This window comes from Aliiruegeria lutimaris, from assembly GCF_900099935.1.
GTDB classification, from domain to species: Bacteria; Pseudomonadota; Alphaproteobacteria; order Rhodobacterales; family Rhodobacteraceae; genus Tropicimonas; species Tropicimonas lutimaris.
The window spans coordinates 59,953-79,989 of the sequence record NZ_FNEK01000010.1 but is presented as its reverse complement, the minus strand read 5'-3'; the positions used below and the strand labels follow the sequence as shown (position 1 = coordinate 79,989).

At 63.4% G+C, this 20,037-nt stretch carries 20 protein-coding genes; 11 read left to right on the top strand and 9 right to left on the bottom strand.

The annotated features are described in order from the left end of the window. Positions 1-2: 2 nt before the first annotated feature. Positions 3-1,178, bottom strand: a complete 1,176-nt coding sequence (locus BLR85_RS06930) for an acetyl-CoA C-acyltransferase family protein (RefSeq protein WP_093152298.1) — start codon at positions 1,176-1,178, stop codon at positions 3-5. 73 nt (positions 1,179-1,251) lie between these two features. Then, complete coding sequence (locus BLR85_RS29775; RefSeq protein WP_244520633.1) at positions 1,252-1,680, bottom strand: MarR family winged helix-turn-helix transcriptional regulator; 429 nt, start codon at positions 1,678-1,680, stop codon at positions 1,252-1,254. Positions 1,681-1,809: 129 nt separating this feature from the next. On the opposite strand from BLR85_RS29775, the gene BLR85_RS06920 reads away from it, so the two are divergent. Together BLR85_RS06920 and tdh are read left to right on the top strand one after the other, a co-directional pair. Continuing rightward, the gene (locus BLR85_RS06920; protein WP_093152295.1) at positions 1,810-3,003 is read left to right on the top strand and encodes a glycine C-acetyltransferase; all 1,194 of its coding nucleotides are present in this window, start codon (positions 1,810-1,812) and stop codon (positions 3,001-3,003) included. 8 nt (positions 3,004-3,011) lie between these two features. Then, on the top strand, positions 3,012-4,037 hold the full coding sequence (gene tdh / locus BLR85_RS06915) for an L-threonine 3-dehydrogenase (RefSeq protein WP_170844473.1): 1,026 nt from the start codon (positions 3,012-3,014) through the stop codon (positions 4,035-4,037). Positions 4,038-4,053: 16 nt separating this feature from the next. Here the strand turns inward: tdh and BLR85_RS06910 are convergent, their stop codons facing one another. Beyond that, entirely contained in the window at positions 4,054-4,893 is an 840-nt protein-coding gene (locus BLR85_RS06910) for an amino acid ABC transporter substrate-binding protein (RefSeq protein ID WP_093152287.1), read from the bottom strand. Between the two features lie 196 nt (positions 4,894-5,089). Here BLR85_RS06910 and hmgA point away from each other — a divergent pair, with 196 nt between their 5' ends. After that, complete coding sequence (gene hmgA, locus BLR85_RS06905) at positions 5,090-6,451, top strand: homogentisate 1,2-dioxygenase (protein ID WP_093152282.1); 1,362 nt, start codon at positions 5,090-5,092, stop codon at positions 6,449-6,451. Positions 6,452-6,584: 133 nt separating this feature from the next. Here hmgA and serA read toward each other — a convergent pair whose 3' ends face one another. Further along, on the bottom strand, positions 6,585-8,180 hold the full coding sequence (gene serA / locus BLR85_RS06900; RefSeq protein WP_093152277.1) for a phosphoglycerate dehydrogenase: 1,596 nt from the start codon (positions 8,178-8,180) through the stop codon (positions 6,585-6,587). A gap of 66 nt (positions 8,181-8,246) precedes the next feature. After that, complete coding sequence (locus BLR85_RS06895; protein ID WP_093152273.1) at positions 8,247-9,389, bottom strand: phosphoserine transaminase; 1,143 nt, start codon at positions 9,387-9,389, stop codon at positions 8,247-8,249. A 261-nt stretch (positions 9,390-9,650) separates the two neighbouring features. Between BLR85_RS06895 and serB the strand changes: the two genes are divergently transcribed. The 3 genes from serB (at position 9,651) to BLR85_RS06880 (ending at position 11,747) form a co-directional block, all read left to right on the top strand. Further along, a complete protein-coding gene (gene serB, locus BLR85_RS06890) occupies positions 9,651-10,529 on the top strand; it encodes a phosphoserine phosphatase SerB (RefSeq protein WP_093152270.1) in 879 nt (292 codons plus the stop codon). Beyond that, entirely contained in the window at positions 10,522-11,277 is a 756-nt protein-coding gene (locus BLR85_RS06885) for a TSUP family transporter (RefSeq protein ID WP_093152266.1), read from the top strand. Before serB ends, BLR85_RS06885 begins: the two co-directional genes overlap by 8 nt. Before the next feature lie 152 nt (positions 11,278-11,429). Beyond that, a complete protein-coding gene (locus BLR85_RS06880; RefSeq protein ID WP_093152262.1) occupies positions 11,430-11,747 on the top strand; it encodes a YciI family protein in 318 nt (105 codons plus the stop codon). A gap of 17 nt (positions 11,748-11,764) precedes the next feature. Here BLR85_RS06880 and BLR85_RS06875 read toward each other — a convergent pair whose 3' ends face one another. Beyond that, positions 11,765-12,763 carry an asparaginase gene (locus BLR85_RS06875; protein WP_244520632.1) on the bottom strand — a complete coding sequence of 333 codons (999 nt, stop codon included), beginning with the start codon at positions 12,761-12,763 and terminating at the stop codon, positions 11,765-11,767. A 170-nt stretch (positions 12,764-12,933) separates the two neighbouring features. Here BLR85_RS06875 and BLR85_RS06870 point away from each other — a divergent pair, with 170 nt between their 5' ends. Together BLR85_RS06870 and rlmN are read left to right on the top strand one after the other, a co-directional pair. Further along, positions 12,934-13,461: an invasion associated locus B family protein gene (locus tag BLR85_RS06870; RefSeq protein ID WP_093152259.1), complete on the top strand. Its 528-nt coding sequence runs from the start codon at positions 12,934-12,936 to the stop codon at positions 13,459-13,461. A gap of 91 nt (positions 13,462-13,552) precedes the next feature. Beyond that, positions 13,553-14,740: a dual-specificity RNA methyltransferase RlmN gene (gene rlmN / locus BLR85_RS06865; protein ID WP_093152254.1), complete on the top strand. Its 1,188-nt coding sequence runs from the start codon at positions 13,553-13,555 to the stop codon at positions 14,738-14,740. Positions 14,741-14,818: 78 nt separating this feature from the next. On the opposite strand, the gene BLR85_RS06860 is transcribed toward rlmN, so the two are convergent. The 3 genes from BLR85_RS06860 to BLR85_RS06850 are packed head-to-tail and all read right to left on the bottom strand — an operon-like array spanning position 14,819 to position 16,908. Beyond that, a complete protein-coding gene (locus BLR85_RS06860; RefSeq protein ID WP_093152250.1) occupies positions 14,819-15,370 on the bottom strand; it encodes an HdeD family acid-resistance protein in 552 nt (183 codons plus the stop codon). A 48-nt stretch (positions 15,371-15,418) separates the two neighbouring features. Further along, entirely contained in the window at positions 15,419-16,054 is a 636-nt protein-coding gene (locus BLR85_RS06855) for a class I SAM-dependent methyltransferase (protein ID WP_093152247.1), read from the bottom strand. Positions 16,055-16,056: 2 nt separating this feature from the next. Continuing rightward, complete coding sequence (locus BLR85_RS06850; protein ID WP_093152242.1) at positions 16,057-16,908, bottom strand: LOG family protein; 852 nt, start codon at positions 16,906-16,908, stop codon at positions 16,057-16,059. Positions 16,909-16,975: 67 nt separating this feature from the next. Here BLR85_RS06850 and BLR85_RS06845 point away from each other — a divergent pair, with 67 nt between their 5' ends. The 3 genes from BLR85_RS06845 to BLR85_RS06835 all read left to right on the top strand — a co-directional run bounded on the left by BLR85_RS06845 (position 16,976) and on the right by BLR85_RS06835 (position 19,993). Next, complete coding sequence (locus BLR85_RS06845; RefSeq protein ID WP_093152239.1) at positions 16,976-17,905, top strand: threonine/serine dehydratase; 930 nt, start codon at positions 16,976-16,978, stop codon at positions 17,903-17,905. A 55-nt stretch (positions 17,906-17,960) separates the two neighbouring features. Further along, entirely contained in the window at positions 17,961-18,800 is an 840-nt protein-coding gene (dapD, locus tag BLR85_RS06840) for a 2,3,4,5-tetrahydropyridine-2,6-dicarboxylate N-succinyltransferase (RefSeq protein ID WP_093152234.1), read from the top strand. A gap of 257 nt (positions 18,801-19,057) precedes the next feature. Further along, positions 19,058-19,993, top strand: coding sequence for a hypothetical protein (locus BLR85_RS06835; protein WP_093152229.1), 936 nt, complete (start codon positions 19,058-19,060; stop codon positions 19,991-19,993). The last annotated feature ends 44 nt before the right edge of the window (positions 19,994-20,037 follow it).

Here is a 20,037-nt window from a genome sequence, read left to right as displayed (position 1 = left end):
AATCACAGGCGTTCCAGCGCCAATGCGATCCCCTGTCCGCCGCCGATGCACATGGTGATCAGCGCGCGCTTGCCGCCCGTGCGTTCCAGCTCGTAGAGCGCCTTGACGGTGATGATCGCCCCCGTGGCCCCGACGGGATGGCCGAGCGCGATTGCGCCGCCATTGGGGTTCACCCGGGCCGGGTCCAGCCCGAGCGCGCGGTTGACGGCAATCGCCTGCGCGGCGAAGGCCTCGTTCGACTCGATCACGTCGAAATCCGACACGTCGAGCCCGGTCCGCGCGCAAAGCTTCTCGACCGCCGGCACCGGTCCGATCCCCATCACCTCGGGGCGCACACCGGCATGGGCATAGCCCAGGATCCGCGCCTTGGGCACAAGCCCCGGTGCCTCGGCGGCTTCCGCCCGGGCCAGCACCAGCGCGGCGGCGCCGTCATTGATGCCCGAGGCGTTGCCTGCGGTCACGGTGCCATCCCTCTGGAAGGCCGGGCGCAGGGCGGCCAGCTTCTCCAGAGTGGTCGCTTTCGGGTGCTCGTCACGGGCAAAGGAAACGGTCTCGCGCTTCACCTTGACCTCGACGGGCACGATCTCGCGCTCGAAATAGCCCGCCTCGATAGCTTTGGCTGCGCGTTGCTGGCTCTCCAGAGCAAAGGCGTCCTGATCCTCGCGGCCGACGCCATGTTCCCCGGCGACGTTCTCCGCCGTGATGCCCATATGCCCCGTTCCAAACGGACAGTTCAGTGCGCCCAGCATCATGTCCTGTGCGGTGGCATCGCCCATCTTGGCCCCCCACCGCGCCGCCGGCACGATATAGGGTGCGCGGCTCATGCATTCCGCTCCGCCCGCCAGCGCGAAATCGGCATCTCCCAGCATGAGACCCTGTGCGGCGGACACGATGGCCTGAGCGCCCGAGCCACAGAGGCGATTGACGTTCATCGCTGGTACGCTGTCCGGCACCCCGGCTTCCATCGCGGAAACGCGGCTCAGATACATGTCGCGCGGCTCGGTGTTGATGATGTGCCCGTAAGCGACGGTACCGATCTTTTCGGGCGCAAGGCCCGAGCGCTCCAGCGCCGCGCGGGCCACGATGGCGCCAAGCGTGATCGGCGCCTGTCCGGCGAGCGCGCCACCAAAGGCCCCGATGGCCGTGCGCGCGCTGCCGAGAATGACGATGTCCTGCATGTGATCCTCCCAGATCCTGTTCCCCGGCCTTGCTAGCAAAGTGCGCGCCGTTGTGCGCGCCAAACGTGACGTCTCAATCGCCGTCTTCGCCCATGCGTTCCAGCGCGGCCAGAAGCCCCAGCCCACCCGGCCCGGTTCGCTTGAGCAACTCGGCCTGGTAGGCGTTCGCCATCTGCGCCAGCTCCTCCATCATTTGCAGCCCGGCCGGAGTCAGGGAGAGCTTTACCAGCCGGCCATCGACCGGGTGATCCTCCTTGCTGAGAAGCCCCTCGCCTTCCAACCTCGTCGCCGCGCGCGAGACCCGGCTCTTGTCCATGTCGACGCGCTTGTGGATCTCGCCGACACTGGCCGGCCCCGAGGCGGCGAGATGGGCGATCACCCGCCATTCCGCGCGCGAAAGGCCGAAGCGTTCGTTGTAGTGCCGGGAAAATTCTCGGCTCACCTTTCCGGCCAGAACAGCCAGCCGGTAGGGGATGAATGTGTCGAGGTCGAAGTCGTTCAAGGGGCACTTCCTGATCTGGTCCGCCCTATAGCTGAAACACCGGCTCGAATTCGTCAAGCGCGGTCGGTTTCGGTCGACCCCGACCAAAATTTGGGGGCATGATACGGACAACTGGACGGAGAGATCGGCATGACACCGGAATATGCACGTCACCTTGCAGAGACATTGGCCGAGATCGAACAGCAAGGGCTGATGAAGCAGGAACGCCCCATCGCGACGCCGCAGGGCGGGCATGTCAAAGTCAATGGGCGCGAGATGCTCAATCTCTGTGCCAATAATTACCTCGGGTTGGCGGACGATCCACGCCTCGTGGCCGCCGCCAAGGCCTCGCTCGACGCGGATGGCTACGGGATGGCCTCGGTGCGTTTCATCTGCGGGACCAAACCCATGCACCGGGAGCTGGAGCAGGCGATTGCCCGGTTTCTGGGCAAGGACGACGCGATCCTGTTTGCCGCCTGCTTCGACGCCAATGGCGGGCTGTTCGAGCCGCTGCTCGGGGCGGAAGACGCAGTTATTTCCGACGCGCTCAACCATGCCTCGATCATCGACGGGGTGCGGCTGTGCAAGGCGCAGCGATACCGCTACGCCAATTCGGACATGGACGACCTGGAAGCGCAGCTCAAGGCCGCGCGGGCAGCGGGAGCGCGTCATATCCTGATCGCCACCGACGGCGTTTTCTCCATGGATGGCTACCTCGCCAAGCTGCCCGAGATCACCGCGCTGGCCGAACGCCATGACGCGATGGTCATGGTGGATGACTGCCACGCCACTGGCTTCATGGGCCCGCAAGGGCGGGGCACGCCGCATCACCATGGTGTGGCCGACAAGGTGGATATCCTCACCGGCACATTGGGCAAGGCGCTTGGTGGCGCGATCGGCGGCTATATCGCCGGGCCGCAGGCGGTGGTGGACCTGCTCCGGCAGCGCGCGCGGCCTTATCTCTTTTCCAATTCGCTGCCGCCCGCGGTGGTGGCCGCCGGGCTGGAGGCGCTGAAAATCGTGGAGGCGGGCGACGCGCTGCGCGCGCGGCTCTTCGAGAACGCCGCCTATTGGCGCGCGGGATTGGAGAGCCTCGGTTTCGATTTGCTGCCGGGCGAGCACCCGATCGTGCCGGTCATGCTGGGCGATGCGCGGCTCTCGCAGGAGATGGCAACACGGCTCTACGAGCACGGCGTCTACGTGGCGGGGTTCTTCTTCCCCGTCGTGCCGAAGGGGATGGCGCGGATCCGAACGCAGATGAATGCGGCGCTGAGCCGGGAAGACCTCGACCAGGCGCTCGACGCCTTCGGCAAGGCGGGGCGCGAGACGGGAGTTCTGTCATGACACAGATGATGAAGGCGCTGGTGAAGGCAAAGCCGGAGATGGGGCTTTGGATGCAGGAGGTTCCGATCCCGTCGATCGGCCCCGATGACGTGCTCATCAAGATCAACAAGACCGGAATCTGCGGCACCGATATCCATATCTGGAACTGGGACGAGTGGGCCCGCAAGACCGTGCCTGTGCCGCTGATCACCGGGCATGAATTCGCTGGCGAGATCGTCGAGATCGGTCGCCGGGTGGAGGATCTGCATGTGGGTATGCGTTGCTCGGGGGAGGGCCACCTGATTGGTCATCACTCGCGTCAGTCCCGCGCCGGCAAGTTTCACCTGGACCCGGAGACCAAGGGCGTGGGCGTGAATGTGCCCGGTGCCTTTGCCGAGTATCTCTGCCTGCCGGCCTTCAACGTGGTGCCGTTGCCGGAGGATATCGAGGACGATATCGGCGCCATCCTGGACCCGCTGGGAAATGCCGTGCACACGGCGCTGAGCTTTGATCTCGTAGGCGAGGACGTGCTCATTACCGGCGCCGGACCCATCGGCATCATGGCGGCGGCCATCGCCCGGCATGTCGGCGCGCGGCATGTGGCGATCACCGATGTGAACCCCGACCGGCTGGCGCTGGCCACGCAGGTGGCAGATGTGCGCCCGGTCCATGTGCGCCACGAAGACCTGAAGGACGTCATGGCCGAGTTTGGCATGAAGCAGGGGTTCGATATCGGGTTGGAGATGTCGGGCAACCAGGCCGCGCTCGACCAGATGGTCGAGGCGCTGACCATGGGGGGGCGGATCGCGCTGCTCGGTATACCGCCCGGAAAATCGCCCGTTGACTGGTCCCGGATCGTGTTCAAGGCGATCACGATCAAGGGTGTCTATGGGCGCGAGATCTTCGAGACCTGGTACAAGATGATCGCCATGCTCCAGAACGGGCTGGATGTGCACAAGGTCATCACTCACCGTTTTAAGGTGGATGATTACCGGACCGGGTTCGAGGTGATGCGCGGCGGCTCTTCGGGCAAGGTCGTGCTCGACTGGACCTGAGCGCCGCCGCTTATGGTCAGGGGATCTCGGGCGCGATCATGTGAAGCGCCTGCATAGCCTGACCGGGCTGAAGATTGGGCAGGGTCTGTTCGTAGATGCGCTTCATGAAGCCGTTCTGATACATGGCAGACAGGATCTGGTCGACGAGCAGGCGGAACTCGCTATCTCCGCGTGCGAGGGCGAGGCCCTGCTTCTCGACCGTCAGAAGCTGGTTCGTGAGACGTAATTCGCTGCCGAGATTCAAGGTGTTCACCTTGTGGACGATGATCGACTGATCGCCGAAAAATGCATCGATCTCGCCATTTTTCAGAGCTTCAATGCCGCCATCGTAGCTGTCGAAGGCAACTTCTTCGGCGGAGATTCCGGTGCTGGCAATCGTATTGGTGAGCGCCCGGGCCGTGGTGGTGTTGGAGCGAACGCCGATCTTCTTGCCGTCGAGCGACTGGAAGGAGGGATTGCCGTTGCGCGGCAGAAGGACGATTGCGCCGTCGACATAGGTCGGGATCGAGAAATCGACCAGCTTCCGGCGTTCCAGGGTGATCGTCGAGGTGCCGCAGAGCAGGTCGATCTCGCCCGAGGCGACCTTGTCGAAGCGATCCTCGCCGGTGACCTTGTGAAAGGTCACGTTGAGGTCTTCCATCTCGAGGTTCTGGGCGAGGGCTTGCGCAAGGGTTACACAGACAAGGACGGAGTATCCGGCCGCGTTCCCATCTTCATTGGCATAGGAGATCGGGGCGGCGTCGGTACGATAGCCGATTTTCAGCTCACCGGTCTCGCGGATGCGGTCGATGGTCTGGGCGGATGCCTGACCGGCGACGCCTAGGGCGAGGGTCAGGACAAGGTAAAGGATGCGCATGGGCTCGAACTGCCTTGGTCTGTTTCTGTTTGGCGAAGCCTATCGGCCACGCTGCCTCGGCACCACTCAATTCCGCGGCATCGGTGTGCGCGCCTGTGGTTGCGGGGGCGACAGGCTTGACATCGTTGCAAGTGCAACGATATGGCAGATCCATAGGTGAGACGCAAGAACAGGGCGCAGCGAAGAGGAGATCTGAATGACCCGACATGAGCTTCCCGAAGGTATGATCCGGGCCGCCAGCCTGTCCGGCCCGCATGAGGGATACATGCCCGGCTTCGGCAATGATTTCGAAACCGAAGCGCTGCCCGGTGCGCTGCCGCAGGGCATGAATTCGCCGCAGAAATGCAATTACGGCCTTTATGGTGAGCAGCTTTCGGGAACGGCCTTTACCGCCCCGAGCCACCAGAACGAGCGCACGTGGTGCTACCGCATCCGGCCCTCGGTGAAGCATTCCAGCCGCTATACGCAGATCGACGTGCCCTATTGGAAATCCGCGCCGAATGTCATCCCGGACGTGCTTTCGCTTGGGCAATACCGCTGGGATCCGATCCCGCATGAGGAGCAGGCGCTCACCTGGATCACGGGGATGCGCACCATGACCACCGCGGGCGACGTCAATACCCAGGTCGGCATGGCGAGCCATATCTACCTCGTCACGGAATCGATGAAGGACGACTATTTCTTCTCTGCTGACTCCGAACTGCTCGTTGTGCCGCAGGAGGGTCGGTTGCGTTTTGCGACCGAGCTGGGGATCATCGACCTTGAGCCCAAGGAAATCGCCATCATCCCGCGCGGTCTTCTGTACCGGGTCGAGGTGCTGGAAGGCCCCGCCCGCGGATTTGTCTGCGAGAATTACGGGCAGAAATTCGAGCTTCCCGGCCGTGGCCCGATCGGAGCCAACTGCATGGCAAACCGGCGGGACTTCAAGACGCCGGTGGCTGCCTTCGAGGATCGCGAAGTACCGTCGACCGTGACCATAAAGTGGTGCGGCCAGTTCCACCGCTGCGAGATCGGCCAGTCGCCGCTGGATGTCGTGGCATGGCATGGCAATTACGCGCCGGTGAAATACGACCTGCGGACCTACTGCCCCGTCGGCTCGATCCTGTTCGACCATCCGGACCCGTCGATCTTCACCGTTCTGACCGCGCCCTCCGGCGTGCCCGGCACGGCGAATATCGACTTCGTGCTGTTCCGGGAGCGCTGGATGGTGATGGAGGATACGTTCCGTCCGCCCTGGTATCACAAGAACATCATGTCCGAGCTGATGGGCAACATCTACGGCCAGTACGATGCCAAGCCGAAGGGGTTCGTGCCGGGCGGCCTGTCACTCCACAACATGATGATCCCGCACGGGCCCGACAAGAACGCTTTCGAGGGGGCGTCGAATTCCGAGCTGGCGCCGGAGAAGCTCGACAACACGATGTCCTTCATGTTCGAGACCCGCTTCCCGCAGCACCTGACGGAGTTTGCCGGCAAGGAGGCGCCGCTGCAGGACGATTACATCGATTGCTGGGCGGATCTGGAAAAGAAGTTCGACGGAACCCCCGGCAAGAAGTAACGGTCGGGGCGTATTCCGAGCGATACCATTGGTTCGCGTCCCCCGATGCGCGTCATCAGTTCAAAGGCCAGAGACAGAAAAAGCGCGCCGGAGAAATCCGGCGCGCTTTGATGTTCAGATTGTCGCCAGCCGATCAGGCGACGTTGAATTCCAGCGGCGAAACATTGCGGAACAGGCCCGTCGCCTTGAGCTTGGCGATCACCACCGGATCGACCGGCCCGTCGACATAGAGCAGCGCGATGGCGTCCTTGCCCGGCTCGGAGCGGCCGAGGGTGAAGTTGGCGATGTTGACGCCGTTCTCGCCCATGGTCTGGCCGAGCGTGCCGATGATGCCCGGAACGTCCTCGTTGGTCGTGTAGAGCATGTGCTCGCCGATCTCGGCATCGATGGTGATGCCCTTGATCTGGATGAAGCGCGGCTTGCCGTCGGAGAAGACGGTACCGGCGATGGAACGCTCGCGGGTGTCGGTCACGACGGTGAGCTTGATGAAGCTGTCGAAGACGCCCGACTTGGCCTGCGTGGTGCGCGAGATCCCGATGCCGCGCTCGGCGGCCTGGATCGGGGCGGAGACGAGGTTCACGTCCGGGTTCGAGGCCTTCATCACACCGGCAATGGCGGAGCAGCCGAGGGCGTCGAGATTCATCGACGAGACCTTGCCGTCATAGAGGATGTTGATCGCCTTGATCGGCTCGTCGGTCATCTGGCCGATGAAGGCTCCGAGATGCTCGGCCAGTTTCAGCCACGGCCCCATGACCTTGGCTTCCTCGGCGGTCACAGAGGGCATGTTGAGCGCGTTCTCGACGGCGCCGGTATTGAGATAGGCCGACATCTGCTGGGCCACCTGCAGTGCCACATTCTCCTGCGCCTCGGTGGTGGAGGCGCCCAGATGCGGGGTGCAGACGACATTGGGCAGGCCGAAAAGCGGGTTCTCGGTGGCCGGCTCCTTGGCGAAGACGTCGAAAGCGGCACCGGCGATGTGGCCGGATTTCAGCATGTCGGCCAGCGCTTCCTCGTCCACGAGGCCGCCACGGGCACAGTTGATGATGCGCACACCCTTCTTGGTCTTGGCGAGGTTTTCGCGGCTCAGGATATTCGCCGTCTTTTCGGTGAAGGGCACGTGCAGGGTGATGAAGTCGGCACGCTTCAGCAGTTCGTCCAGCTCCACCTTGGTCACCCCGAGCTTGGTGGCGCGCTCGTCGGAGAGGAAGGGATCATAGGCAATGACCTTCATCTTCAGGCCAACCGCCCGGTCGCAGACGATGCCGCCGATATTGCCGGCGCCAATCACGCCCAGCGTCTTGCCGGTGAGTTCCACGCCCATGAACTTGGACTTTTCCCACTTGCCGGCATGGGTCGAGGCGGAGGCCTCGGGAATCTGCCGGGCACAGGCGAACATCATGGCGATGGCGTGTTCGGCGGTGGTAATCATGTTGCCGTAGGGCGTGTTCATCACGATCACGCCCTTCTTGGAGGCGGCGGTGATGTCGACATTGTCGACACCGATGCCGGCGCGACCGATCACCTTCAGGTTGTCGGCGCGCTCCAGCAGCTTCTCGGTCACCTTGGTGGCCGAGCGGATGGCGAGACCGTCGTAATTATGGATAAGCTCCAGCAGCTTGTCCTTTTCCTTGCCGAGGGTAGGAAGGAAATCCACATCGATGCCGTTGTCACGGAAGATCTGGATGGCGGTTTCGCTGAGCTTGTCGGAAACGAGAACTTTGGGGGCCATTGGAAGCTCCTTTGGCGTGTATCTTTTGTGGGGACGGGCGCCGGGCGGGTGGCCCGGCGCGAAGGCTTACTGCGCGGTGACCTCGGACTCGAAGGCCCAGACCAGCCAGAGGACGAGCGCCTCCAGGTCGGAGGTTTCCACCGTGGCGCCGCACCAGATGCGCAGGCCCGCAGGTGCGTCGCGGTAGGCGCCTATGTCGAGGGCAACGCCTTCATCGGCCAGCCGCTTGGCGACGGCCTTGGCGAAGGCTGCGCCGTCCTTGATCCGGTCGTCGGAGAATTTGAGGCAAACGCTCGTGTTCGACCGGATCGCCGGGTCGACGGCGAGGAAGTCGATCCAGTCGTTCTCGGCCACGAATTTCCCAATCACCGCGGTATTGGCATCGGCGCGCGCAATCATGCCCGCGAGGCCACCCACCGATTTCGCCCAATCCAGCGCGAAGAGGTAATCCTCGACGGCCAGCATGGAGGGCGTGTTGATCGTCTCGCCGCGGAAGATGCCTTCGATCAGCTTGCCGCCCTTGGTCATGCGGAAGATTTTTGGCAGCGGCCATGCGGGCGTGTAGCTTTCCAGCCTTTCGACGGCGCGGGGGCTGAGGATCAGCATCCCGTGGGCGGCTTCACCGCCCAGCACCTTCTGCCAGGAATAGGTCACGACATCGAGCTTGTCCCAGGGCAGGTCCACCGCGAAGGCGGCCGAGGTGGCGTCGCAGATGGTCAGGCCATCGCGGTCCGCTGGGATCGCGTCGCCATTCGGCAGGCGCACGCCGGAGGTGGTGCCGTTCCAGGTGAAGACGACATCACGGTCGAAATCGACGGTCGTGAAATCGACGATCTCGCCGTAATCGGCGGTCTTCACCACGGCGTCGAGCTTGAGTTGCTTGACGACATCGGTCACCCAGCCGGAGCCAAAGCTTTCCCATGCGAGCATTTCCACCGGGCGTTGGCCCAGAAGCGACCACATGGCCATTTCCATGGCGCCGGTATCGGAGGCGGGCACGATGCCGATACGGTAATCGGCGGGGATGCCGAGGATCTCGCGGGTCGTCTCGATGGCGTCCTTGAGCTTGGACTTGCCGATGGCGGCGCGGTGAGACCGGCCAAGCGCGGCATCCTTGAGCGCATCGAGCGAGAATGTGGGGGGTTTGGCACAGGGGCCAGAGGAGAAACGCGGGTTCACCGGCCGCGTGGCCGGAGCTTGAATAGCCATTTCTGGTATCCTTCCAGATATATGCCTCTCGTTGGGGAGAGGTGTCCCGCCGACGCTCATATGTTGGGCAGGGGTTGTCTGGCAATAGGGAAAATGGAGCTCTTCCGACTCTTCTGCGCGGAAAAACGACGGGTAAGGTCCACTATCGGAAACTTCGCGGCGCGGTCCGTCCCAAAGCCTCCGCGATCAGCATCATGCGGGGTAGCGAAAAGCTGGAGATCCTGATTTATGCAGCCTCGGACCGAAGCCAGGACAAATGCCATGTACGTCGTCACGCTCTTGAGCAATCCCGCAACGCCACGCCTTGAGCGAGCGACCGTCGAAGCCCTGCGCAACGCTTGGGGCGGTGGAACGGCGCAGTGGTTGGCGCCGGATGTGGCGGCGGAATTCGAGATGGAGTCGGTGCCCGCCAATCGCTGGCAGGTCTGGGAGGACATGCAGGCGCTCGGTGTTGACCTTGTCGTGCTGCCCGCCGAGGGGCGGCGCAAGAAGATGCTGCTGGCCGATATGGATTCGACCATGATCGGGCAGGAATGCATCGACGAGCTGGCCGATGTCGCGGGCGTGGGGCCGCGGGTGAAGGAGATCACCGCGCGGGCGATGAATGGCGAGCTGGATTTCGAAGGCGCGCTGTGCGAGCGGGTCGGGCTGTTGAAAGGGCTCGATGCCAGTGTGATCGAACAGGTCCTGGCCGAGCGGATCACCTTCACACCCGGCGGTCGCGAATTGATCGCGACGATGAAAGCCAATGGCGGCTACGCGGCGCTGGTTTCGGGCGGCTTCACGGCCTTTACCTCGAAAGTGGCGGCCGCGCTCGGCTTCGACGAGCACCGCGCGAACACGCTGCTGGAGGAAGGCGGCAAGCTGACCGGAGCGCCGGGCGTTCCGATTCTCGGGCGGGCGGCGAAGGTCGCGGCGCTGGAAGAGATTTCCGAACGGCTCGGGATCACCCATGCCGATGTGATGGCGGTGGGTGACGGGGCCAATGACCTTGGCATGCTGGAACTGGCCGGGGCGGGCGTCGCACTGCACGCCAAGCCGAGCGTCGCCGCGCAATGCGACATCCGCATCAATCACGGCGATCTCAGCGCTCTTCTCTATATCCAGGGTTATCGCCGCGACGAGTTCGTGGGTGTTTGAGGTTTCCTTTGACGTGCTGGCCATATTGGTCGGCACGGCGTTTGCGGCCGGATTCGTGGACGCGATCGCCGGTGGCGGTGGGCTGATCTGCCTTCCGGTCATGCTCATGGTGGGCGCGACACCGGTCGAGGCGATCAGCACCAACAAGCTGCAAGCGAGCTTCGGCTCCGCAACCGCCGCGCATAGCTATGCCCGCGCGGGGCATGTGGACCTTTGGAGCCAACGATGGCCGGCGGCGGTGTCCTTCCTCGCTTCGGCCTGTGGCGCGGTCCTGGTCACGACCCTGCCGACGGATGGCGTGCGCGCCTTTCTTCCCTGGCTGCTGATCGCCATTGCGACCTTCTTTGCATTGCGCCCGGGGTTGAACGATATCGACCGCTCGCCGCGCATGCCGGCGCCGCTCTTCGTGCTGACCGTCGTGCCGGCCATCGGCTTCTATGACGGTCTGCTTGGGCCGGGCACGGGCAGCTTCTTCATGCTGGCGCTCGTCTTTCTCGCAGGCCAGGGCATTCTGAAGGCCACCGCCCATACCAAGGCGCTCAACCTCGCCTCCAATCTGGGCGCGTTGGTGCTCTTTGCCTTTGTCGGCCAGATCTGGTGGGCAACCGGGCTGGTCATGGCCGTGGCGCAGATCGCCGGGGCCCGGCTTGGAGCCGGGCTTGCGATGCGCAAGGGGGCGCGGCTGATCAAGCCGCTGCTGGTGGTCGTTTCGCTGCTTCTTGCCGGACGGTTGCTGATCTCGGGATAGATCGGCCCCTGAAAAGGGTATTCCGCAGCCTTTTGGGGTGCTGACGAATCGGCCCCTTGTCGCCATGCTGTTCAGTCAGGGAGGGCAGACCGACGGCGCGCACGGGCTGCTTCCAGGATTTTCAAAGCGGGTTTCCAACAGGGAGGACACCGATGCCCAAATTCGTATTTGCATACCACGGCGGCAAGAAGCCCGAGACGGAAGAGGAAGGTGCCCAGGCAATGGCGGCCTGGGAGGCATGGTTCGCCGAAATGGGGGCGGCTGTTGTCGATGGCGGCAACCCGGTCGGACAGTCCTGGACGGTGAAAAAGGGGTCGGTCGAGCAAACCGGCGGCGCCAACCCGATCTCGGGCTACACGTTGATCCAGGCGCCGGACATGATCAAAGCGGTCAATTACGCCAAGGGTTGCCCGATGGTGAAGGACGGCTCCGGCTCCGTCGAGGTTGCCGAAGCCCTGGACATGGGCTGATCCGGGAACTTGTCGCTTCAGGCGTCAAACGCGCCGGGCACCGGCCGTAACTGGCCGGCGTCCACTCCGCGGCGGTTTAGGATACGGGGGCACATGTGCTTGAGAGCCGCCGGATGCTCCGGATCGAGCACGCCCAGCCGAACCAGGATCGCCGCGATCGCGCTGTTTGAGGCGCGCGTGCTTCCATCCTCGATCTTCAGCGCCACGCCCAGCCCCTTGCCGGGCAGGATCGCGGTGAAATAGGCCTCTGCGCCTGTCTTGATCACGCCTGCGCCACCGAGCGCGCGCATGATGTTGGTGCAGGCGCGGCCTTCGCCCGCCACCAGGTCGGGGTGTTTCATCATCGCCTGAACCAGCCGGAACTGCGCGTCCTGGCGCGTGCCCTGGCCCTCGCGCGCGGCAGCGAAAGAGGCCATTGCCCGCGCCATGCCATGCAGTGTGCTGGCGAAATTCGGCGCCGAGCAGCCGTCGATGGCGTAGCCCGTGACCGGCTCCTGCGTGACCTCCTCCCAGGTGGCCTTCAAGGCTTTCTGCACCGGGTGGAGCGGGTCGATATATTCCGGCCCGCCACCCAGATGCTTCGACAGGGTCAGGAAACCGCTATGCTTGCCGGAGCAATTATTGTGCATCTGGCAGGGCGCGCTGTCCGAACAGATCAGCGCCTTGCGGGCCTGCCGGTCGTCCGGCATTTGCGGGCCGCAGCGCAGGTCGTCATCGCCCAGCCCAAGATCGGACAGCCAGCGCGACACCCGCTCGGTATGGATCGCCGCGCCGTTATGACTGGCACAGGCCAGCGCCAATCGTTCGGTGTCGAGGCCAAACCTGTCGGCGGCGCCGGATTCGACCAGCGGCAGCGCCTGGATCATCTTGGACGAGGAGCGCGGAAGGATCACCTTTTCCGGCTCTCCCCAGGCTTCGACGATCGCCCCCGAGGCGTCGCAGATAACGGCGTGTCCCCGGTGAACCGACTCTCGGAATTCCCCACGCCGGATTTCGACCATCTCGACTGAGGCCATTGTGCAATCCTTTCTGGCGAATTTCCGCCGGGAGGGGTTCACCCAACCGGCACATCTGCGTTACCATGCGCAGCAGCGGGTTGAAATCCCAGCCGCTTCAAGGATGGTCCATCTATAAGGACCCAATGCGGTACGAAACGAGGCAGAGGCAGCTGGAGGCTGTAGTAGAGATGTTTTCCCGGATCATTGCTGGCATGATGGTTGGCGCGTTTGCCGTTATGGGCGTTCAGGTTGCCGCCCAGGAATCCGACAATCGTGTTGCCGCCAAGACGGATTGGAGCGTCTTTGTTGAAGACGACCCGACCGAGTGCTGGGGCGTTTCCGCGCCCAAGGAAACGGTGAATACCCGCGACGGGCGCACGGTTTCGGTTCAACGCGGCAAGATTCTTCTGTTCGTCACCTTCCGTCCGGGTAACGGCGCGGCCGGCGAGGTCTCCTTTACCGGCGGCTATCCCTTCGCCAGCGGCTCGACCGTGACGGTAGAGGTGGGCGACAGTTCTTTCGAGCTTTTCACCGAGGGTGAATGGGCCTGGCCGGCCTCCCCCGAGGATGATTCAAAGCTGGTCACCGCACTGAAACGTGGCGCCGAGGCCAAGTTCTCCGCCCGGTCCAGCCGCGGCACCAAGACCGAGGATACGTTCTCGCTCATGGGCTTCACCGCCGCGATGGACGAGGCCGAGCAGCGCTGCGCCCAATAAGGCGCGGCCGCTTCGGGAGGTTTCCGCCACGGGACTTGGAAATGCCTGCGACAATCTGTATATCGGGGCCTCAACCCCGAAGGATCAGCCTATGACCGCCAGCGCCCCGATCACGCAGGATGTCGTGACCATTGCCCGCAAGCTGCCCGAAACCGACAGGATCAACCTTGTCGGCCTGACTCGTACGCAGCTCAGAGACACGCTGATTGCGCATGGTACGCCGGAGAAGAAGGCGAAGATGCGGGTCGATCAGCTCTGGCAGTGGATCTACCAGAAGGGCGTGCGCAACTTCGACGAGATGACCAATCTCAGCAAGGTCTATCGCGCGGAACTGGCCGAGGCTTTCGTCATCGAGCTACCGGAGATCGTCTCCAAGCAGGTCTCCGAGGATGGCACGCGGAAATACCTTCTGCGCATTGCCGGAGGGCACGAGGTCGAGACTGTCTACATCCCCGAGGAAGGGCGCGGCACGCTCTGCATTTCGAGCCAGGTCGGCTGCACGCTCACATGTTCCTTCTGCCATACCGGCACGCAGAAGCTGGTGCGCAACCTGACCGCGGGCGAGATCGTGGGGCAGGTGATGTTGGCGCGCGATGACCTCGGTGAATGGCCGGAACCGGGCCGCGCACCCAAGGATGAGTCGCGGCTGGTTTCCAATGTCGTGCTGATGGGGATGGGCGAGCCGCTCTACAATTTCGAAGCGGTTCGCGACGCGATGAACATCGTGAAGGATGACGAAGGGATCAGCCTGAGCCGCAAGCGGATCACGCTTTCCACCTCCGGCGTCGTGCCAGAGATCGCGCGGACGGCCGGGGAGATCGGTTGCCTGCTGGCGATCAGCTTCCACGCGACCACCGACGAGGTGCGCGACACGCTGGTGCCGATCAACAAGAAATGGAACATCGAGACGCTTCTGAACACGCTGCGCGAGTATCCGCGCCTGAGCAATTCGGAGCGGATCACCTTTGAATACGTGATGCTCAAGGGCATCAATGACAGCAACGCGGATGCGAGGCGACTGGTGAAGCTGATCGCCGGCATCCCTGCCAAGATCAACCTAATCCCGTTCAACGAATGGCCCGGCGCGCCCTATGAGCGCTCGGACTGGGAGCGGATCGAGAGCTTTGCCGACATCATCTACAAGGCCGGTTACGCCAGCCCAATCCGCACTCCGCGCGGCGAGGATATCATGGCGGCTTGCGGCCAGCTCAAATCGGCGACCGAGCGCGCCCGCAAGAGCCGGGCGCAGATCGCGGCCGAGGCCGGGCTGGAGAGCTGAGGCCAGCCGCGCCGCTTTTCAGGAATACCAGACGCCACCCGGCTCGATAGCCCGGCGGCGTTTTTCATTTGACGCCGATCAGGCCTCCCCCGCGCCCTTCGCGTCGGAGGTGAATGCCATGGCAAGGGCCGAGGTGCCGTCGAAGATCAGGTTGATGCCGAGCAGGATGCCGAGCGAGCTGACGGCAGAGGCCGGGAAATTGGCGAAGATCATCAGCCCGAGTACGAGCGAGGCAATGCCCGAGATCAGCACCATCCAGAAAAATCCGCGGTCCTGCAGCGAGAAGGACAGGATGATCTTGGAAATGCCGGTGGCAACGAACATCGCTGCAACGACCGTGGTCAGCGCGACCATGCTCTTGAGCGGCTCGCCCAGGATCATGATGCCCAGCACGACGGCAAGCAGGCCGAGAAGGATGTTCCATATCTTGGCGCCCGTTCCCTCGGCGCGGAAACCGGCCACCACCTGAACGATCCCGATCAAAAGGAACATCCAGCCCGCGATAACCGTCGCGGCGACGGAAGCGGCGATGGGATTGGCCAGCGCGAAGACGCCGCCGGCAATGGCGATAAGCGCCATGAGAAACCAGAGAATGCGATTGGTCATGTGATTTGCCTCGATCAGGATCAACTGGCGCCTCCTCGATCATCCGGAAACCCAGCAACTGGATCAGAAACTTCACAAACCGGATGGCGACAGGCGTCTAAATACAGATACCTGAAATTCCTGCTTTTTCCCAAGAGGAGTTTCATGAAGATGACGCTGCGACGTGACGGGCTCGAATGCGTCCGGCAGAATGACCGCCAGTGCATCCCGCAAACTGTCGGGTGAATAGCGTGCCACCGGAAGGCCGGCGCATTTCTCGGGACCGTCGAGATCGAAGGTCGCGAGGATCGCGTGGCCGCCGGGCTGGAGTGCATTGGCCATCACGTTGAAATAGGCGTCGCGCCGCTCCGGTTCGGTCAGGAAATGCAGAACGGCCCGGTCATGCCAGACGCTGTAAGTGCGCTCGGGCGCCCAATCCAGAACATCGCCTTCGATCCAGTCGATTTCGGTCGCCCTGGCACCAAGGCGCGCCTTGGCGAGCGAAAGCGCGGTATCCGACAGATCTAGCACCGTCAGCGGTCCGAAGCCGTCTTTGAGCAGGCCGTCCACGAGCCGCGAAGCGCCTCCCCCGACATCGACGATTGGCTGGCCAGGTGTCGCGTATCGCGCAACGAGCTGGCGTGACAGGGCCGCTTCCTCCTCGAACCACGTTAGTGCAGTCTCCTCCCGACTGCCGTAAAGCGCGTTCCAATGCTCCCTGTCGGGCATGCCTACCTCCCTGGAACTTCTCCCCGCTTGATTCCGACACCTTCCCAGCTGTCGATCGCAGCAACCGCCTCCTCTGCGGTTTCCACGACGCGGAAGAGCTCGAGATCTTCCGGGCTGATCGTGCCGACCTCGGCAAGGGCCTTGAAATTGATAACCTTTTCCCAAAAATCTCGTCCGAAGAGCAGGATCGGTACCTGCCGCATCCGTCCGGTTTGCACCAGAGTCAGCGCTTCGAACAACTCGTCCATCGTGCCGAAGCCGCCGGGGAAAATCGCGATGGCCGAGGCGCGCATCAGGAAATGCATCTTGCGGACGCCGAAATAGTGGAAATTGAAGCTGAGTTCTGGCGTGATATAGGCGTTCGGCGCCTGTTCATGCGGCAGCACGATATTGAGCCCGATGGATTTGCCGCCCGCATCGGCGGCGCCGCGGTTGCCCGCTTCCATCACGCCCGGTCCGCCCCCGGTGATGATGATGTCTTCCCGGCCCCCCGAACGCGCGATGCTGCGTTCCGTCATGATGCGGGCGAACTTGCGCGCCTCGACATAGAACCGGCTCATCGCAGCCATCTCGGGCGTCAGCGCCTTGTCGGCTTCCTCCGGGGGCCGTATACGGGCCCCGCCAAAGAGCACGATGGTGGATTCCACCTCCTGCTCCTTCATCATTATCTCGGGTTTCAGCAATTCCAGCTGCAGCCGCACCGGTCGGAGCTGGTCGCGCAGGATGAAATCCAGATCGTCATAGGCGAGACGATAAGCCGGGGAGCGTGTCTGCTCGGTATCGGGCACGCCGGAGGATGTTTTAATGTCTTCCTGGGCGTCGCGGAAGGAGCGTTTGGTGGGATCGTCTTTCATCGCGCGCTTTACTGTGTTTTGTGTGTTCAACAAACGCTAGACCGTGCCGGCGCTGGAGGAAAGCCAAATGAACGACTGGAAAGAGCGGATCGATGCAGCAGCGGATCGCACCGCCGGGCTGTTGCGCCGAACGCCGCTGATGGAAACCCGCGCGCTTTGGAACGAGAAGCTCGTGGAGATCAAGCTCGAGCAGATGCAGCATACCGGAGCGTTCAAGCCGCGCGGTGCGTTCAACACGCTGCTGTCGAACAAGATCCCGGAAGCTGGTGTCGTTGCGGCCTCGGGCGGCAATCATGGCGCGGCCGTGGCCTATGCGGCGGCGAAGCTGGGCATGAAGGCCCGCATTTTCGTGCCGGAACTGGCTGGTCGAGCCAAGATTTCCCTGATCGAACAATACGGCGCGGACCTCGTCGTCGTGCCGGGCTCTTATGCCGAAGCGTTGGAAGCGGCCCGCGCCTGGGAGGCCGATACCGGCGCGCTTCAGGTCCACGCCTACGATTCTCCCGAGACCGTGGAAGGGCAGGGAACGCTGTTCCGCGAGTGGGAAGGACAGGGGCTTGAAGCCGATACGATCCTTGTCGCGGTCGGCGGCGGCGGGCTGATTGCCGGCGCGATGGCCTGGTTCGAGGAAGAACGCAAGGTTGTTGCTGTCGAGCCGGAAGGGTGCGCAACGCTGACGACGGCGATGCGTGAGGGAGTCGAAGCCGAGATCGAGGTTTCCGGCGTGGCCGCCAACGCGCTCGGCGCGCGTAAGATCGGCAAGATCTGCCATCAGCTTGCCGTCGAACAGCTCGTGGAAACGGCCGTGGTGAGCGACGCGGCGATCTTGGAGGCGCAGAAGCTGCTCTGGCAGAAGCTGCGCCTGCTGGTCGAGCCGGCCGGCGCCACCGCGCTGGCCGCGCTGCGTTCGGGTGCCTACCAGCCCGAGCCGGGCGAGCGGGTCGCGCTGGTGCTGTGCGGCGCCAATGTCGAGCCTGACCCGCTTGGCGTTGCCTGATCAAGCCCGTCCGTGTAGAGCGGGCGGAACGAATTCGAACCAACAGGACCGTCACATGTCGAGTGCTCAGACCAACGCCCAGCTGGAACAGGCCATCGAGGCCGCCTGGGAGATCCGCGACACAATCAACCCGCATACCGGCGGCGAGACGCTGGAAGCCATCGAGGATACGCTCGCCGCGCTCGACAGCGGCAAGCTGCGCGTGGCCGAGAAGCTGGAGAATGGCGACTGGCACGTGAACCAATGGGCCAAGAAGGCCGTTCTGCTCGGATTCCGTGTCAAGGACATGGAACAACACGATGGCGGCCCGCAGGGTGGTCATTGGTGGGACAAGGTCGACAGCAAGTTCAAGGGCTGGGGCGATGCGGAGTGGAAGAAAGCCGGTTTCCGCGCCGTTCCCAACTGCATCGTGCGCAAATCGGCCTATGTCGCGCCCGGCGTGGTGCTGATGCCGTCTTTCGTCAATCTCGGCGCCTATGTCGACGCGGGCACGATGGTCGATACCTGGGCCACCGTCGGCTCCTGCGCCCAGATCGGCAAGAACGTGCACGTCTCCGGCGGCGTCGGCATTGGCGGTGTGCTGGAACCAATGCAGGCCGGTCCGACCATCATCGAGGATAACTGCTTCATCGGCGCGCGCTCGGAGGTCGTCGAGGGTTGCATCGTGCGCGAAGGCTCCGTGCTCGGCATGGGCGTCTTCATCGGCAAGTCGACCAAGATCGTCGACCGCGAGACCGGCGAAGTCACGTATGGCGAAGTGCCGCCCTATTCGGTGGTCGTCTCCGGTTCCATGCCCTCCAAGAACGGCATCAACCTGTACTGCGCGGTGATCGTGAAGCGGGTGGACGCACAGACGCGCTCCAAGACCGGCATCAACGAGCTGCTGCGCGACTGATTCGTCCGAGGCAGACCCACGTGATCTAAGGCCCGCCATCCGGTGGGCCTTTTTTAATGCCTGTGACTAAAATCCGGCCAATTCTATCTTTCCGGGCGTAGCCGGACCCGGAAGGTGTTCGAATTGTGGCGCTGGCCCAAAAATGAACATTTTCAATAAATTAAACGCCAACATTCCGGCGAATTTGCCAGGCATTGTTTACAACCATGTTGGTACCCGATCCTCCCCCGCTCGGTTTCCGAGTCTTGCAGGCCATAATGGACCTGCGCGTCGCCGCCGGGCGGCAACCGCAATCGGCTATTCGCGGCATTGCCGCCAGAATCCCGCCTTCGGATCAGGAGCGCGGTGGCGATAGCCAGACGCTGACCCGCATTGTCCTGCATCAGGGATGCCGGCTCGAAACAGAGCGGGATCGTGCGTTGATCGATGCGCTGCAACTTGCCGCCTCTCAGCCCGAGGCCGACACGGCCGCCTTCTCCGCCGCCACGGCAATCCTGCTCGCCGATCGCCTTCAACATGGGCTTTACCAAGGCGAGATGGGGGATTTCTGGGAGAGCTTCCAAGATGATTACAGCGCCTTGCCCCAACGCGACAGGGCGGCCATTTTCCAGGCTTTTCTGACAGGCGCCGGCGCGGGACGCGTGACGATCACCGGTCCGCGCCACGAGACCTGCCATCTGAGCGAAAGCCGGGAAAAGGTACAGGGCGCCCTGCTGGAATACGCCAATCATGGGCAGGCACTGTTGCAGGCGAACGTTTCGGAGGCCGTTGGCGCGCAAATGGCGCTCCTGCTGCTGCCCGAACTGAACGGGCTTCTGAAGGGCGAGCGGAGCGGCAGCCTGACCGGGGACAGCCCGCTTTTCGCACCTCTGCTGGCAATGGCGTCGGACCGGAAGCACGAGGCGCATGACTTCGCCACGGCGCTCCTGCTCCGGGAAGCAATCGAAAACGGGGATTCCGAGGGCTGGTTCTCGGTGACCCTGTGGCCGGAAATGGCGGCGGATTGGCTGTCCACCGATACTCCCTCGGCCCGTCCGATCCTGGCCGGGCTGCGGTATCTCTACGAAGCCTTCCCCGACTGGGAGCCGATGCCCGTGCGCGCCACCAGCCCGAAGCGGATGGAAAAACTGCCGATGATGCCTGTCCTCGACGACAGTTTCGCCAGCGGCAGAAACGGCAGCCGGACCGGTTGACACCCATCGTTCCCGGGTTGGCAAGAATGCCGGAACCGCCTATG